Annotated in this window: 14 protein-coding genes and 3 pseudogenes; 6 read left to right on the forward strand and 11 right to left on the reverse strand. The window is 72.2% G+C overall.

The window, feature by feature from the left end:
- Nucleotides 1-431 precede the first annotated feature (431 nt).
- Nucleotides 432-590, forward strand: a pseudogene (locus ACIBW9_RS01430) (N-acetyltransferase); the annotation flags it as partial.
- On the opposite strand, the gene ACIBW9_RS01435 reads toward ACIBW9_RS01430, so the two are convergent.
- Nucleotides 517-1,515, reverse strand: coding sequence for a LysR family transcriptional regulator (locus ACIBW9_RS01435; protein WP_398950069.1), 999 nt, complete (start codon nucleotides 1,513-1,515; stop codon nucleotides 517-519). The pseudogene ACIBW9_RS01430 and the gene ACIBW9_RS01435 sit on opposite strands and share 74 nt — an antisense overlap.
- 50 nt (nucleotides 1,516-1,565) lie before the next feature.
- On the opposite strand from ACIBW9_RS01435, the gene ACIBW9_RS01440 reads away from it, so the two are divergent.
- On the forward strand, nucleotides 1,566-2,150 hold the full coding sequence (locus ACIBW9_RS01440; RefSeq protein WP_398950071.1) for an RBBP9/YdeN family alpha/beta hydrolase: 585 nt from the start codon (nucleotides 1,566-1,568) through the stop codon (nucleotides 2,148-2,150).
- Nucleotides 2,151-2,160: 10 nt separating this feature from the next.
- Here the strand turns inward: ACIBW9_RS01440 and ACIBW9_RS01445 are convergent, their stop codons facing one another.
- The 5 genes and pseudogenes from ACIBW9_RS01445 to ACIBW9_RS01465 all read right to left on the reverse strand — a co-directional run bounded on the left by ACIBW9_RS01445 (nucleotide 2,161) and on the right by ACIBW9_RS01465 (nucleotide 6,082).
- Entirely contained in the window at nucleotides 2,161-2,961 is an 801-nt protein-coding gene (locus ACIBW9_RS01445; protein WP_398950073.1) for a sugar phosphate isomerase/epimerase family protein, read from the reverse strand.
- Between the two features lie 11 nt (nucleotides 2,962-2,972).
- Nucleotides 2,973-3,905 carry a GNAT family N-acetyltransferase gene (locus ACIBW9_RS01450; RefSeq protein WP_398950075.1) on the reverse strand — a complete coding sequence of 311 codons (933 nt, stop codon included), beginning with the start codon at nucleotides 3,903-3,905 and terminating at the stop codon, nucleotides 2,973-2,975.
- A 101-nt stretch (nucleotides 3,906-4,006) separates the two neighbouring features.
- A pseudogene (locus ACIBW9_RS01455) lies at nucleotides 4,007-4,606 on the reverse strand (dihydrofolate reductase family protein).
- A gap of 82 nt (nucleotides 4,607-4,688) precedes the next feature.
- Entirely contained in the window at nucleotides 4,689-4,868 is a 180-nt protein-coding gene (locus tag ACIBW9_RS01460) for a hypothetical protein (RefSeq protein WP_398950077.1), read from the reverse strand.
- A gap of 167 nt (nucleotides 4,869-5,035) precedes the next feature.
- Nucleotides 5,036-6,082: a LacI family DNA-binding transcriptional regulator gene (locus ACIBW9_RS01465; RefSeq protein WP_398950079.1), complete on the reverse strand. Its 1,047-nt coding sequence runs from the start codon at nucleotides 6,080-6,082 to the stop codon at nucleotides 5,036-5,038.
- Between the two features lie 316 nt (nucleotides 6,083-6,398).
- Here ACIBW9_RS01465 and ACIBW9_RS01470 point away from each other — a divergent pair, with 316 nt between their 5' ends.
- The 4 genes from ACIBW9_RS01470 to ACIBW9_RS01485 are packed head-to-tail and all read left to right on the forward strand — an operon-like array spanning nucleotide 6,399 to nucleotide 9,893.
- On the forward strand, nucleotides 6,399-7,556 hold the full coding sequence (locus ACIBW9_RS01470) for a Gfo/Idh/MocA family protein (protein WP_398950081.1): 1,158 nt from the start codon (nucleotides 6,399-6,401) through the stop codon (nucleotides 7,554-7,556).
- On the forward strand, nucleotides 7,553-8,704 hold the full coding sequence (locus ACIBW9_RS01475) for a dihydrodipicolinate synthase family protein (RefSeq protein WP_398950083.1): 1,152 nt from the start codon (nucleotides 7,553-7,555) through the stop codon (nucleotides 8,702-8,704). Before ACIBW9_RS01470 ends, ACIBW9_RS01475 begins: the two co-directional genes overlap by 4 nt.
- Nucleotides 8,705-8,739: 35 nt before the next feature.
- The gene (locus ACIBW9_RS01480) at nucleotides 8,740-9,537 is read left to right on the forward strand and encodes a sugar phosphate isomerase/epimerase family protein (RefSeq protein ID WP_398952049.1); all 798 of its coding nucleotides are present in this window, start codon (nucleotides 8,740-8,742) and stop codon (nucleotides 9,535-9,537) included.
- 53 nt (nucleotides 9,538-9,590) lie between these two features.
- Nucleotides 9,591-9,893, forward strand: a complete 303-nt coding sequence (locus ACIBW9_RS01485; RefSeq protein ID WP_398950085.1) for a hypothetical protein — start codon at nucleotides 9,591-9,593, stop codon at nucleotides 9,891-9,893.
- 12 nt (nucleotides 9,894-9,905) lie between these two features.
- Here ACIBW9_RS01485 and ACIBW9_RS01490 read toward each other — a convergent pair whose 3' ends face one another.
- The 5 genes and pseudogenes from ACIBW9_RS01490 to ACIBW9_RS01510 all read right to left on the reverse strand — a co-directional run.
- Nucleotides 9,906-11,339, reverse strand: a complete 1,434-nt coding sequence (locus ACIBW9_RS01490) for a hypothetical protein (RefSeq protein ID WP_398950087.1) — start codon at nucleotides 11,337-11,339, stop codon at nucleotides 9,906-9,908.
- Nucleotides 11,340-11,352: 13 nt separating this feature from the next.
- Entirely contained in the window at nucleotides 11,353-12,741 is a 1,389-nt protein-coding gene (eccD, locus tag ACIBW9_RS01495; protein ID WP_398950089.1) for a type VII secretion integral membrane protein EccD, read from the reverse strand.
- Nucleotides 12,742-13,077: 336 nt separating this feature from the next.
- Nucleotides 13,078-13,467 (reverse strand): D-ribose pyranase, encoded by a 390-nt coding sequence (gene rbsD, locus ACIBW9_RS01500; RefSeq protein ID WP_398950091.1) that lies wholly within the window; start codon nucleotides 13,465-13,467, stop codon nucleotides 13,078-13,080.
- Nucleotides 13,464-14,369: a ribokinase gene (locus ACIBW9_RS01505; RefSeq protein WP_398950093.1), complete on the reverse strand. Its 906-nt coding sequence runs from the start codon at nucleotides 14,367-14,369 to the stop codon at nucleotides 13,464-13,466. The genes rbsD and ACIBW9_RS01505 overlap by 4 nt, the downstream gene beginning before the upstream one ends.
- Before the next feature lie 134 nt (nucleotides 14,370-14,503).
- Nucleotides 14,504-15,250, reverse strand: a pseudogene (locus tag ACIBW9_RS01510) (substrate-binding domain-containing protein); the annotation flags it as partial.
- Nucleotides 15,251-15,280: the final 30 nt, after the last annotated feature.

Consider the following 15,280-nt stretch of genomic DNA (forward strand, 5'->3'; position numbering starts at 1 on the left):
GCGGACACCGCGAGGCGAAGCCGAGTACTGCATTTCCCCGGGGGACGACCCCCGGACCTCCAGCCGGACAAGCAGGTCGGCCGATGTGCCCGGCGCAGACATCGCGAGGCGGACCTGAGTACTGCATCACTCCGGGGGCAACCCCCGGCCCCCCGGCAGAAAAGCAGGTCAGCAGGGGCGGCCGACGCGGACACCGCGAGGCGAAGCCGAGTACTGCATTTCCCCGGGGGACGACCCCCGGACCTCCAGCCGGACAAGCAGGTCGGCCGATGTGCCCGGCGCGGACATCGCGAGGCGGACCTGAGTACTGCATCATTGCGGGGGCAACCCCCGGACCCCCGGCAGAAAAGCAAGTCATGGGCACCACCCGCTGACGGTGCGGGCGGCCGGTGTCGAGGGCGGTGAGGTGGTCCTGGACGCGGGGCAGTCCTCGCTTCGAGGGCATCCTGCGCAACTGGTCCCGCTCCTGGGCACCCGGCGAGGAAGGCCGCCTGCGCGACTCCGCGATCTTCTCGGTCACGGTGGAGGAGTGGCCGGAGTGCCGGGAGCGGTTGGAATCGCGGGTGGCGGGGTTCGTGGCGCGGGCGTAGTGACCGTCGCCGTGGTGCGGAGTTGATCGAGCACCGCCTTGAGGACCGCGTCCTCCTCCGCGCCCGCCCGGACCGCCGCGAACACGTTCCGGGACGGCGGCTGCCCCTGCGTCGGCACCACCGTCACACGGCGATGCGTGTACGACTCCCGCACCAGGCGCGGGACCAGCGCCACCCCCTGTCCCGCCTCGACCAGGGCGGCGAGTGCGGCCCAGTCGTTCACCGCGTGCCGTACGTCCGGCGTGAAACCGGCCGCCGCACACACCGAGCGCGCCACCGCCCCGCAGCAACTGGCCGCCGCACCCACGACCCACGCCTCCCGCGCCAACTCCCGCAAGGCCACCGGCCCTCGACCGGCGAGCCGGTGGTCCGCCGCCACGACGAGGTCCAGGACGTCCGTGAACAGGTCCACCCTGCTGTAGCGGCCGTCGGTGTGCGGCGGAGCCTTCGCGAAGTCCACCGCCACCGCCACATCCAGCTGCCCGGCGTCGAGCGCGGTGAACAGGTCCGGCGGCTCCGCCTCCACGACGTCCACCCTGAGGCGCGGCAGCCGTTCGGCCAGCGCCCGCAGCACCCCCGGCAACAGCCCCAGGATCCCGCTGGAGAAGCACCCGATCGCCACCGACCCGCGCCCGCCCTCGCCGTACGCCGCCAAGTCGGCCCGCGCCCGCTCCAGTTGGGCCGCGATCAGATCGGCATGCGCCAGCAGCACCCGCGCCTGCCCGGTCAGCCGTACGCCCCGGCCGTCCTTCTCCGTCAGCGGTACGCCCGTCTCCCGGGCCAGCGCCGCGAGCTGCTGGGAGACCGCCGACGGCGTCAGGTGCAGGGCCTCGGCCGTTCGCGCCAGACTGCCCCGGCGCTGCAGCTCGCGCAGGACGGTCAGACGGCGCAGATCAACCGTGAAGCTCTCGCTTACCCGTTCCACCCCGAAAGATTAACTGGACCGAGGGAACGGCGATCGGAAACCATCACCCCATGACCGCGAAGCACTTCCTCATCCTGCACGGCTGGCAGAACCACCGCCCCGAGGCCCACTGGCAGCACTGGCTAGCCGATCGCCTCACCGGCCTCGGCCACCAGGTCACCTACCCCCAGCTGCCCGACCCCGACGACCCGAGCCTGGAGGTGTGGCTCACGGAGCTGACCCGGCACCTCGACGACCTGCGGGGCTCCGAACGCGTCGTCCTCGCGCACAGCGCCTCCGTCCTGCTCTGGCTGCACGCCGTCTCCCGCGGGCTGGTGAAGGACGGCGCCGTCGACCGCGTACTGCTCGTCGCCCCGCCGTCCGCCTCCGTCCTCGCCCGGATCCCCGAGGTGGCCGAATTCGCCCCGCCCGCCCTCGATTTCACCCTCCCCGCCCCCACCCGCCTCGTCGCGGGCGACGACGACCCGTACTGCCCGGAGGGCGCCCGGCACGTCTTCGGCGACCCCCTCGGCATCCCCACCGACGTCCTCCCCGGCGCCGCCCACCTCGACCTCGACGCCGGTTACGGCTCCTGGCCGGCCGTACTGGAGTGGTGCCTGGACGGGACGGCGACGATCACGGCCCGCCCGGCCTAGGACGTACGGCTCACGCGCACTCGTTGAGCAGCCGCCCCAGATGCTCCCGCCCCGCCGCCAGCAGCTCCGGCAGCGGTGCGGCCTCCTCGTACCAGCGCTTCTCGTACTCCCAGCACAGCCAGCCGTCCCAGCCGTGCCGGGAGAGGACCTCCACGGTCTCGGTGAGCGGCAGCACGCCGGCGCCGAGCGCGAGCGGGGTCGTGTCCTCGGCGGAGGCGATGTCCTTGACCTGGATGTAGCCGAGGTACGGGGAGAGGGCCGCATACGACTCCGAGGGCTGCTCGCCGCCCAGCCAGGTGTGCATGACGTCCCAGAGGGCGCCGACCTGACGGTGCCCGACCAGGCCGAGGATGCGGATCGCGTCGGCGGCCCTGCGGTGCGAGTCATGGGTCTCGAGGAGGATGCGGACGCCGAGGTCGGCGGCGTACTCCGCCGCCGTGCCGAGCCGTCGCGCGGCCGTCGCGTCGGCGCGCTCGGTGCTCTGCTCGTGGCCGCCGCCCGGGAAGACCCGGATGTACGGGGCGCCGAGGTCGCGGGCCAGGTCGAGGAGGCCGCGGATCTCGTCGATCACCGGGCCGTCGTCGCCGGGCGCGGCCACGCGCGCGTACCCGGCGAGGCCCAGCACCTCGATGCCGCCCGCTTTGAACTCGGCGGCCGCATCCGCCCGCCCGGCGAGGTCGATGCCGGGATGGACCGGCTCCTCGGGATGCGCGCGCAGCTCCACGCCGTGGTAGCCGTGGGTGGCCGCGAGCCGGATCACGTCCGGGACGGGCAGGCCGGGGACGCCGAGGGTGGAGAACGCCAGTCTCATGGTCCCTACTGTCACTCGGGTGTGCCGTGCAGGTCCAGGCGCCAGTCCTGGCCGTTCAGATCCTTTCCGAAAGAGCGGTGCGGTTTCTCGGCGACGAGCACGAAGCCGTGGCGCTGGTAGATGTGACGGGCGGCGGCCAGGACGTCGTTGGTCCACAGGACGAGTTCGCGGTAGCCGACACCGCGCGCGAAGTCGACGACGGCCCGCACCAGCCGGTCGCCGATGCCGAGCCCGCGTGCGTCCGGCTCGACCAGCAGCAGCCGCAGCCGGGCCGTGCCGGGCGCCTCGTCCCGTACGCACATCACGCACCCCACCGGGCGGCCGTCGAGCTCGGCGATCCACACCCGCTCCAGATGCGGGTCGTGGTCCTCGGCGAAGTCGGCGACGATCCGCGCCACCAGCCCCTCGTAGTCGGTGTTCCAGCCGAACTCGGACGCGTACAGCGCGGCGTTGCGCTGGACGATCCAGCCGAGGTCGCCGGGGGCCGGTTCGCGCAGGAGGACGTCCTCACGGCGCGGCGGGCGGCCCTCGGAGAGGATCTCGCGGACGGCCCGCATCGCCTCCGCCAGACGCGGCCGGTCGGCGGAGGGCACGGTGGACAGCAGCGCGCCCACCGATTCGTTCGCACGCTCGGCGAGCAGGGCGGCGGTCTCACGGCCGCGGGGCGTGAGCGAGATGCGCCGACGCCGGGTGTCGCTGTCGGACGGCGTGCGCTCGACCAGCCCGTCCTCCTCGAACTTGTTCAGGATCCGGCTCAGGTACCCGGCGTCCAGCGAGAGTTCGGCCCGCAGGTCGGCCGCGTCCGTACGCGTGGAGTGCGCCAGCTCGTACAGCACGCGGGACTCGGTCAGGGTGAACGGGGCGTACAGCTGACGGCTGTAGTCGAGGGCTCCGATGACGTTCGTGTAGAAGCGGTTGAAGGTGCGGATGTCCTGGACGGTCATGGCGTCGACCCCCGGATGGTTGTCCCGGATACAGGAACCAGATAGTTGACTCAGTCAGAGATACCGTCGGCTCCGAGACTAGGACACCCGCACCCTGGTGACTACCCTTCGTCGGCCACCGGCCGGTACACGCTCACCTGCACACCGGTCTTGCCCCTGGCCGTGGAGACCAGCTCGAACGGCCGCTTGGCCCCGTCCTCGGGGAAGATGGACTTTCCGCCGCCGAGGACCACCGGCATGTGGACGAGCTGCAGTTCGTCCACCAGCCCCTCGCTGATGAGCGTCCGCACGAGGGTGGGGCTGCCCATCATCGCGAGGTCGCCGCCGGGAGCGGCACGCAGCTCCCGGATCCGCGCGACGGCCTCGCCGCCCGGGATGCGCTCGGTGTTGTTCCAGGTCAGCTGGTCGTCGTCGAGGGTGTCGGTGACGACGTACTTCTTCATCGCGTTGAGCCGGTCGGCGAACGGGTCTCCGGCCCGCTCGGGCCAGGCCCCCGCCATCGTCAGATACGTACGGCGCCCGTACAGCAGTGCCTCGGCCTGCTCCAGCCCCGCGGCGAAGGCCCCGCCGACCACCTCCGGATCGAAGTACGGATGTGACCACCCGCCGTGCGCGAACCCGCCGTCGGTGTCCTACTGCGGACCGCCGGGCGCCTGCACGACTCCGTCGAGACTGATGAACTCGCTGACAACGATGCGCATGGGACTCGCTCCCTAATGTTCGTCCACGGTGCCTTGGCCGGCCTTACGTCCATCAGACCGAAGTACGGGCCGGGAGTCATCGCTAGGTCCACCAGAACCGCCACTCGGTCCGCCCGACCAACTCGGCGGCGTACTCGGGAAAGGGTGTGGGCGGGTCGACGATGTTGTCGGCGGTGGAGAGCTGCGCAGAGCACACGGCAGCGGGGCCTCGGAGGACCAGCCCGGCACGGCCGGCGCCGCGGCGGGGCAGGCGAGGTGACATCTCTTCGGACACCTGGTCGGCGGCACCTCTCGGAGTCGTCCGGCAACGCTCAGCCCGTCCGGCGTTTGAGGACGAGGCTTCAAGGCCGAAAGGCGGGGGTCTGGGGGCTGCAAGCCCCCAGCCGACGGCGACGACAACGCCGGGTGCCGATCCACGCGACGGCGTGCTCAGCCCCGAGGCACCCCGGAGGACCCCCGCACCATCAGCTCCCCCCGGACCGTGGCCATCCCGCCCGGCGGCGGCTCCTCGCGCCCCATGGCGATCCGCCCGGCCCGGGCCCCCGCCTCCGCCAGCGGCAGCCGCACCGTCGTCAGCGCGGGCACCGCGTCGACGCTGAACGGCAGATCGTCGAACCCGGCGACCGACACGTCCTCCGGGATCCGCAGCCCGGACTCCCGCAGCGCCGCACACGCCCCGAGCGCCACGGAGTCGTTCGCCGCGACCACCGCGGTGAGGGACGGGTCCCGGCGGAGCAGCTCCAGCGTCGCCTCGTACCCGGAGGTCCGGTCGTAGCGCCCCCACACCGTCAACCGCGGATCCTCCTCGATGCCCGCCGCCGCCAGCGCCGCACGGTGCCCCTCGAGACGGTGCCGCGTCGTCGTCCGCTCCTCCGGCCCCGCGATATAGCCGAGCCGCCGGTGCCCGAGCCCGATCAGGTGCTCGGTCAGCCGCTGTCCGCCCCCGCGGTTGTCGAAGGCCAGCGCGATCGCCCCGGTGTCCGGGGCCGGCGGCCGCCCGCACAGCACCACACGGGTCCCCGCGTCCGCCAGCTTCCGCAGCTTCGCCGCGACCGCCCCCGCGTGCGGCTCGTTCTCCATGGCACCGCCGGTGAGCACGACCGCCGCCGCCCGCTGCCGCTGCAGGAGGGTCAGATACGTCAGCTCACGCTCCGGCGAACCCCCCGTGTTGCAGACGACCGCAAGGCGCTCACCGCCGGCCCGGCCGCCCGGCCCCCCGATCTCCGACTGGATCGCGCTCGCCATGATCCCGAAGAAGGGGTCGGCGATGTCGTTGACGAGGATTCCGACCAGATCGGAAGTCGCCGCCGCCAGCGCGCTGGCCGGCCCGTTCAGCACGTAGTCCAGCTCGTCGACCGCCTTCAGCACCCGCTCACGGGTGGAGGCGGCCACGGGATAGTTCCCGTTCAGCACGCGCGACACCGTCGCGGGCGAGACCTGCGCGCGGGCCGCCACGTCCGCCAGGGTCACCGTCATCTCGTCGTCCTCCGGTCGCGCATTTCGTCGCGCATCTCTCGTACCTCGTCGTACGTCCGTACCTCGTCGTACGTGCTCGTAGACAGACCGCCGAAGGCCCCCGGTTCCGAGCACGTCGAGCAGACCTTACGGCCAGAACCCCCCGCTGTTCGTCCCCTCGAACAACTCGAAGCGGTCACGGTCTTGTCCGGACCACTGCTCAGAGGCTAACTTCTCCTTGTATAGAAAGCGCTTGCTGTGACGCTCATGAGTGGGGCCGACGCGGCGCACACCACCCGCGTACGACGCTGTGTACGACGCCTGCGAAGGGAATGATGTGACACGCAAGACGGTGCGTATCGCCATGAACGGCGTGACCGGGCGCATGGGCTACCGCCAGCACCTGGTCCGCTCCATCCTGGCCATCCGCGAACAGGGCGGCCTCGACCTCGGCGACGGCACGGTGCTGTGGCCGGAGCCGGTCCTGGTGGGCCGCCGCGAGCACGCGCTCAGGGCGCTCGCCGAGCAGCACGGCCTGGACCCGCAGAACATCTCCACCGACGTCGACGCGGTCCTCGCGGACCCGACCGTCGAGATCTACTTCGACGCCCAGGTGACCTCCGCCCGCGAGGAGGCGATCAAGAAGGCGATCGCGGCGGGCAAGCACATCTACACCGAGAAGCCGACCGCGACCGGCCTGGAGGGCGCCCTGGAGCTGGCGCGCCTCGCGAACGCCGCGGGCATCAAGCACGGGGTCGTCCAGGACAAGCTCTTCCTCCCGGGCCTGCTCAAGCTCAAGCGCCTCATCGACGGCGGGTTCTTCGGCCGCATCCTCTCCATCCGCGGAGAGTTCGGCTACTGGGTCTTCGAGGGCGACTGGCAGACCGCCCAGCGCCCGTCGTGGAACTACCGGGCCGAGGACGGCGGCGGCATCGTCGTCGACATGTTCCCGCACTGGGAGTACGTCCTGCACGAGCTGTTCGGCCGGGTGAAGTCCGTCCAGGCCCTCACCGCCACCCACATCCCGCAGCGCTGGGACGAGAACGACAAGCCCTACGACGCCACCGCCGACGACGCCGCCTACGGCATCTTCGAGCTCGAAGGCGGCGCGATCGCCCAGATCAACTCCTCCTGGGCCGTGCGCGTCAACCGCGACGAACTGGTGGAGTTCCAGGTCGACGGCACCGAGGGCTCGGCGGTCGCGGGTCTGCGCAACTGCCGCGTCCAGCACCGCAGCATGACCCCCAAGCCGGTCTGGAACCCCGACATCCCGGCCACCTACTCCTTCCGCGACCAGTGGCAGGAGATCCCCGACAACGACGACTTCGACAACGGCTTCAAGGCCCAGTGGGAGCTGTTCCTCAAGCACGTCTACACCGGTGCCGACTACCACTGGGACCTCCTCGCCGGCGCCCGCGGCGTCCAGCTCGCCGAGCTGGGCCTGAAGTCCTCGGCCCAGGGCGCCCGCATCGACGTACCGGAGATCGCGCTGTGACCATCCGACTCCCGGACCTCAAGGGCGGACTGAGGGCGTACGAGCCCCGCCCCGAGCCCCTCGCCGTCACTCCCGGCTCGCCCTTCACCTCTCGTACGGTCTTCTCGGCGGCGCACGTCGTCGCCGACCCGTACGCGGACGTGTCGCCCGACTCGCCCGCCGCCGTCGACTGGGACGCCACCCTCGCCTTCCGCCGCCACCTGTGGTCCCACGGGCTCGGCGTCGCCGAGGCCATGGACACCGCCCAGCGCGGCATGGGCCTGGACTGGGCCGGTGCGGCCGAGCTGATCCGCCGCAGCGCCGCCGAGGCCAAGGCGGTCGGCGGCCGGATCGCCTGCGGCGTCGGCACCGACCAGATCACCGCCGGGTCTCTCGTGGAGGTCCGGGCGGCCTACGAGGAGCAGCTCGCCCTCGTGGAGGAGTCCGGCGCGCAGGCCATCCTGATGGCGTCCCGCGCGCTCGCGGCGGCCGCGAGCGGCCCCGAGGACTACCTGGAGGTCTACGGCCACCTCCTGCGCCAGGCCTCCGAGCCGGTGATCCTGCACTGGCTCGGCCCGATGTTCGACCCGGCGCTGGACGGCTACTGGGGCTCGTCCGACCTGGACACGGCCACCGACACCTTCCTGGACGTCATCGCCGCGCACCCGGACAAGGTGGAGGGCATCAAGGTCTCCCTGCTGGACGCCCGGCGGGAGATCGACATCCGCCGCAGGCTCCCGCAGGGCGTCCGCTGCTACACGGGCGACGACTTCAACTACCCCGAGCTGATCGCGGGCGACGAGAAGGGCTTCAGCCACGCCCTGCTCGGCATCTTCGACCCGCTGGGCCCGCTGGCGGCTCAGGCGGTACGGGTCCTGGACACGGGCGATGTGGCGGGCTTCCGTGCCCTGCTCGACCCGACCGTCGAACTCTCCCGTCACCTCTTCCAGACCCCGACCCGCTTCTACAAGACGGGCGTGGTCTTCCTCGCCTGGCTGGCCGGCCACCAGTCGCACTTCACCATGGTCGGCGGCCTCCAGTCGGCCCGCTCCCTCCCGCACTTCGCCCGCGCCTACGAACTCGCCGACGGACTGGGCCTGTTCCCGGACCCTAAGCTGGCTCAGGAGCGGATGAAGAACCTTCTCGCCCTGTACGGAGTGCCCCAGTGACCACCGGCGACCTCTCCCGCTTCTCCATCAACCAGATGACGGTGAAGCAGCTGTCGATGCCCGAACTGGTCGATGCCTGCCTGGAGTTGGGCGTGCCGGGCGTGGGCCTGTGGCGCGAACCGGTCCAGTCCCACGGCGTGGAGGCGACGGCGAAGCTGATCCGCGACGCGGGTCTGACCGTCACCACCCTCTGCCGCGGCGGCTTCTTCACGGCGATCGACCCGGCCGAGCGCGCGGCCGCCCTCGAAGACAACCGGCGCGCGATCGACGAGGCGGCCACCCTGGGAACGGACACGCTGGTGCTGGTATCCGGCGGCCTCCCGGCGGGGTCCAAGGACCTGCACGGCGCCCGGGAGCGCATCGCGGACGCACTCGGCGACCTGGGCCCCTACGCGGAGCAGCACGGCGTACGGCTGGCGATCGAGCCGCTCCACCCGATGTACGCCGCCGACCGCTGCGTGGTCTCGACGCTCACCCAGGCCCTCGACCTCGCGGAACGCTTCCCGGCCCACCAGGTGGGCGTCACCGTCGACACGTACCACATCTGGTGGGACGACAACGCGTCCGCGCAGATCGCCCGCGCGGGTGCGGGCGGCCGTATCCACACCTTCCAGCTCGCGGACTGGACCACGCCGTTGCCGGAGGGCGTGCTCAACGGCCGCGGGCAGATCGGGGACGGCTCGATCGACATGCGGGAGTGGAAGGGATACGTGGAGGCGGCCGGATACACCGGGCCCATCGAGGTCGAGCTCTTCAACGACGCGTTGTGGGCGCGGGACGGCCGGGAGGTGCTGGCGGAGACGGCCGCACGGTTCGTGGAGCACGCCGCCTGACCGCACGGAACAACTCGCTGGAACCGCACAGAGGTTCGCGCAGATGTGATCACGTGAGCGAGAGCCTCGGACCACTGGACCGGGTCGACGACCGCTGGGCGTTGGGGGACGCCCGGCGGCCGGGCCGCGCACGGGTGGAGTTACGCCCGGACGGCCTGCACGCCATCGGCCGGGACTCCGCGGCGGAGGTGGTTCCCTGGCCCAGAGTCATGCCGGGCTGCCGCATCACCCTGGGCGGCCGCTACCCGAACCGTGACGTGTACACCCAGCTGGGCATCCTGGGCGGCCTGCCCGGCCCCTTCACGCAGGTCGTGCGAGGCGGGTGGGTACGGGAAGGGGATGTCATACGGCTCTGACGCCGCCGGTGGTCACTGCGCGCGCACCGCCCGGTGCAGCGCCTCGGCCGCCAGCCGCACGGCCGAGTCCTGGGCGGCCCGGCCGAGCAGCTCCGTACGGATGGGGCCGCCGCCGGCCAGATGCCGGTCGTAGGGCAGGACGACGACGGGAACGCCCGTCTCCTTCAGATGAGCGGTGGCCGCCTTCACGTCGAGGATCATGTCGGGGGAACTCGCGGTGAGCGCCACCACGGTCGTCGAGAGCGCCGAATGCGGCAACTGTCCGAGCCAGTCGAGGACCTGCCGGGTCCCGCCGACACCCTCCGCGGTCATGGGCGCGACGACCACCCGGGCGTGGGCGGTGTCCATCGCCGTCCGGGCGACGTCGCCGGGCAGCGTCTCGCAGTCGACGACCGTCACGGAGAAGTAGCGCCGCAGGGCGAGCGTCACCGTGCGGTACGTCCGTACGTCCAAGGGGGCGCCGACCTTGCCCTGGCTCCCGGGCAGCAGCCAGCCGCCGTCGGCCACGGGCACCAAGTACCCGGTCACATGGGTCAGTTGCATGGCCGGCGTCAGGATCCGGGCGAGGTCGGCACACGACCACCGCACCGACTCCGCGCCCATCCGCACCGGCAGCGTGCCCAGCGCGGCGTCCGCCTCCAACGTGAGCACCGGGTCGTGCCGGTAGTGGTTGAACGTACGCCCGAGCAGCGCGGCAACGGTCGACTTGCCGACGCCCCCGCGGATCGAGGTCACGGCAATGACCCGCCCGGTGGCCACTGGCTGCTGCAACTCCCGTGCGATCCGCGTCTGCTCGGCCACGTCCTGCGCAACGGAGGTGGCCAGCCGACGCAGCGTACGACCGGTCCGGTGGGCAAGCGAATCCCCATGCTGCGGACGACCGAGGGCAAGGGCGAGACGGGGGTCGAGCGTGGGGAGGCTTTCGGGGGTGGAGGCGGGCAGGGCGGGGGCTGAAGGGGGAGCGGGGACGGGGGCGGGGGAGCGTGGCGCGGATGTGGGCGTGTGGGGGGTGAGGGGCGCGGGTGGCCCGGGTTTCGGCGCGGTGGGGTGTGCGGGGAGGGTGGTGGTCGGCTCGGGCGTGGTGGTGGGTCGAGCAGGGGGCGGGGTGGGAGCGACCGAGGGGTGCTGGGGCGGGGCGTCCATGGAGTGCGTGAGGGCGGGGGCCTGCGCAAGGTGGTGCGGGGCGGGCGTGGCGGCCGCAGGCATCGGGCCGGCCGACGGACCGGTCTGGCCCCCGCCAGGGGCCGGGACCTCGTCCCGCCCCGAGTGGACGAGCCGCAGGGTGGGCTCGCCACCGGGTCCGGGAAGAGCCGGATCCGCTGCTACGACGGCTTCGCCCGAGGGCGACGAAGGCCGCTGCTGCTCCGCCGGTCCGAGCTGGAACAGCGCATCGCGCCGCCAGTCGTCGTCACCCGCCGGCTCCCGCTCCTGTTCCCCGTGAACCATGCCGTCCCGTCCCCTAAGCGATGGCGCCGAGCAGCCGCTCGTACACGCCGAAGACCCCGATGAGCAGTGGAAGCAGGGCGATGACACCGGCGGACTCCAACAGGTCACCCGCTCGCCGCAGCCGCATCCGGACCTGCTCGGCGGGCCGTACGACGAGCGTGGCGAGCGTCAGCACGGCCGGCGCAGCGAGCACGACCAGGGCAGGCCCCGCCGCACCGGACCGCTCCACCCACACCGCCGACAGCCGTACGGCCACCACGGCGGCACCCACCAGCAGCACCACGACCTCGGCGACCAGCGGAAAAGCCCGCCCCCGCAGGGCCACCACCACCGCCGTGACAACGGCGAGCAGCACGGTCCACACGCCGGGCGCACGCAGCGCCCACACCGCCCCCACGGTCGCCGACACGGCAACGGTGACGGTGGCGAGCACCAGCCCGCGATGGGCGGCCGCCAGCGCCGCGGACGCCTGGTACCGGCTCACGGAGACCTCGCCGGTCCGCCGGTCGTCGAGCCCGGACAGTCCGCCGGCCCTGAGCGCGAGCCGCGGCAGCACACCGAGGGCGACGACGGAGACGACGGCGAGCACGGCCCCTACGTGTGCCTGTTGCCCGGCGGTCTCCGCCCCCGACTGCAAGGCGACGACGCCCTCCCAGCCAAGGACGGTGACCGCGACTGCGCCCGCGCCGACCAGCCCGCTGCGCCCCAATCGGGTGGAGAGGCCCAGCAGTACGAGCGTCACGGCACTCACCGCGGCGAGCGCACCCGCGTACAGCGCACCGGACCAGTGGTGGTCGTCGGAGAGCGCGGAGGCTCCGACCACACCGAGCACCCCGGCCGAGCAGATCAGCGTGCCGGCGACCCCGCCGTGTCGCTCGCCACGCCCCACGAGGGCCCCGACCACGGCGGCGACAGCGGCCACGAGCAGCAACACACCGGCGACGGCAGAGGCGTCGTAGGCGCTCCGCGCGAGAACCGCACCCGCTCCGGCCCACCCCACGGCCGCCGACCCGGCGACGACGCGCCGGGACTCGGGTCCCCACCGCCACACCCGCGCACCAGGATCTTCGGCGGCCTCGTCACGCACGTCGTGCACGACGGACGCGGACGGAGCATCCCCGGCCCGCACGAGCCGCAGCACGGCACCGTTTGGCACCCCGGCGGACTCAAGGCTGCCGTCCTGAGCGACCGCGGACCCGTCCGCGGTCACGAGATGCCACAACTCGGGCCGCTCACCGGGCCGGTCGCCCAGCACCCGAAGAATCTCGGGCAACAACACTCCGACCGGCTCCCGAGCCGGCAACACGAGTTCGACCCGACGCCGCTCCCCGACCAGGGTGACGCGGCTCAGAACCACTGCGGACCCATCGGCCGCTGCACGACTCAAGGCCCCCGCAGACATCACGCAATCGAACCTATCACCGGGTCGAGTACGACCCGCCGGACGATCCCGGCCCCGCTCGAAGGCTGCACGGAACCTCCCTACGGGCGACCAGATCTCCGCTGCGGACATCGGCGACGAAAAAATCCGAAGACGCCGTGCAACCCTTCCGCCACCCCGTGGGTCGTACTTGGCATCAGGACTTCTCGGAGGGGGATCTGGGGGGATCGCGGGGGTTCTGATGGCGGAGGGGAAAAGCCGAGGGGGCCCGGTCGACAGACGGGCCCCCTCGAATCTGTGCGGCACCGTTTCGTCACGAGTCCCGACCACCTGCCGGCAGAACTCCCGGAAAGCCGCTTAGAAGAACACCCCACAGCGCAGCAGCACATTCGCGTACGGGCGCGCCTCCCCCGTCCGCACCACCAGCCGTGCCTCCGCCGACAGCTCCTTCAGCCGCTCGTGCGACACCAGCCGCAGCTCGGGAAAGGCGCCCTCCAGCAGCTTCGCAGCCGTCGGGTTCGCTTCCCGTACCTCGCTCGCCGCCGTGGCCCCCTCCACCACCAGCTCGGTCAGCAGACCGTCCACCACCTCCGCGAAGGACGGCACCCCGGCACGGAACGCCAGGTCCACCACGCGCGGGCCCTGCGGTATCGGCATGCCCGCGTCGCACACCAGCACCGTGTCGCCGTGACCCAGTTCGGCGAGCGCGCCGGCGAGATGCCGGTTCAGGATTCCCGCCTTCTTCACAGCGTGTCGACCTCCTCGGCCGTCGGGAAGGACTCCTGCGCGCCCTCCTTGGTGACGGCGGCCGCGCCGACCCGGGCCGCGTACGCAGCGGCCTCCGCGAGCGACGCCCCCGACCCCAGCCGATACGCCAGCGCCGCCGTGAACGCGTCACCCGCGCCCGTAGTGTCCACCGCGTCCACCTTCACCGAAGGCACCCGCGTCACCCCGGCCGACGACGAGGCCACCAGCGCGCCCTCCGCGCCCAGGGTGACCACGACCGAGCGCGGACCCTTGGCGAGCAGCAGGCGCGCCCAGTCCTCCGGGCGGTCGGAGACATAGGCGTCGCCGAGGACCACCTTCGCCTCGTGCTCGTTGACGATCAGTGGGTCGCAGGCCGCCAGCACCTCGGGCGGCAGCGACCGCGGCGGCGACGGGTTGAGCACGAACCGGTTGTCCGGCGCCAGATTCCGTACCACCTCCACGACCGACTCCAGCGGGATCTCCAACTGGGTCGAGACCACCCGGGAGGCCAGGAACAGGCTCGCGGCGGTCCGTACGTCCTGCGGGGTCAGCCGGCCGTTCGCGCCCGGCGACACCACGATGCTGTTGTCCCCGGAGGGATCGACGGTGATCAGCGCGACCCCCGTCGGCGCCCCGCCGACCAGCACCCCCACCGTGTCCACGCCGGCCGCCCGCTGCGAGTCGAGGAGCAGCCTGCCGTACGCGTCGTCGCCGACCCTGGCCAGCAGGACCGTACGGGCCCCGAGGCGGGCGGCGGCGACGGCCTGGTTCGCGCCCTTGCCGCCCGGGTGGACGGCCAGGTCGGAGCCGAGCACCGTCTCGCCGGCGCCCGGCCGCCGCTCGACGCCGATCACCAGGTCGGCGTTGGCGGATCCCACGACCAGCAGGTCGTAGTCGTACATCAAATGACTCCCCTGAGAGATGATGAGAGATGACGTGTGGCAGGCCGTCGTCGCCACCGGGCAGCCAACCGAGCAACCCCCGGCTCCCCTGGCAGCGACGACCACCCGCCCGTTCCCCTGTGCCGGTCGCCTCGTCAGCCGCTGAACCCGGCCACGTTCTCCTTCGTGACCACCTTCACCGGCACCATCACCCACTTCGTGACGTTCTTGCCCTCGGCGACCTTCACCGCGTTCTGTACCGCGATTCTGCCGAGTTCCGTCGGCTGCTGGGCCACCGACGCGTAAAGCGTGCCCGCCTTCACGGCGGCGAGGCCGTCCGGGGTGCCGTCGAAGCCGATGACCGCGACCGACTTGCCGGCCCTGCTCCCCAGGGCCTTGATCGCGCCGAGGGCCATCTCGTCGTTCTCCGCGAAGACGCCGTGGATGTCGGGGTGGGCCTGCAGCAGGTTCGTCAGCACGTCGAGGCCCTTGGTGCGGTCCCAGTCCGCGGGCTGCTCGGCGACCACCTTGATGCCCGGGTAGGCCTTGAGGCCCGCGGTGAAGCCCGCGCCGCGCTCGCGGCTGGCGGAGGTGCCCGCCTGGCCCTGCAGCACCACGATGGTGCCCTTGCCGCCGAGCCTGTCCGCGAGGGACTTGGCGGCGAGCCGGCCGCCGGTGACGTTGTCGGAGGCGACGAGCGCGGCGGTGTCCGCGCCGTTGACGGCCCGGTCGACGGCGACGAGCGGGATGCCCGCCTTGTTCACGGCCTTCGCCGCCGGTGTCACCGCGTCGGAGTCGACCGCGTTGACGATGATCGTGCCGAGGCCCTCGCTCCTGAAGTTCTGCAGCTGGTTGGCCTGCTGGGAGGCGTCGTTCTGCGCGTCGGTGACGGTCAGGGAGATCGCTGGAGATCATCATCGTGATGTCAGACT

The sequence above is a fragment of the Streptomyces sp. NPDC049541 genome (assembly GCF_044465725.1).
Taxonomy (GTDB): Bacteria; Actinomycetota; Actinomycetes; order Streptomycetales; family Streptomycetaceae; genus Streptomyces.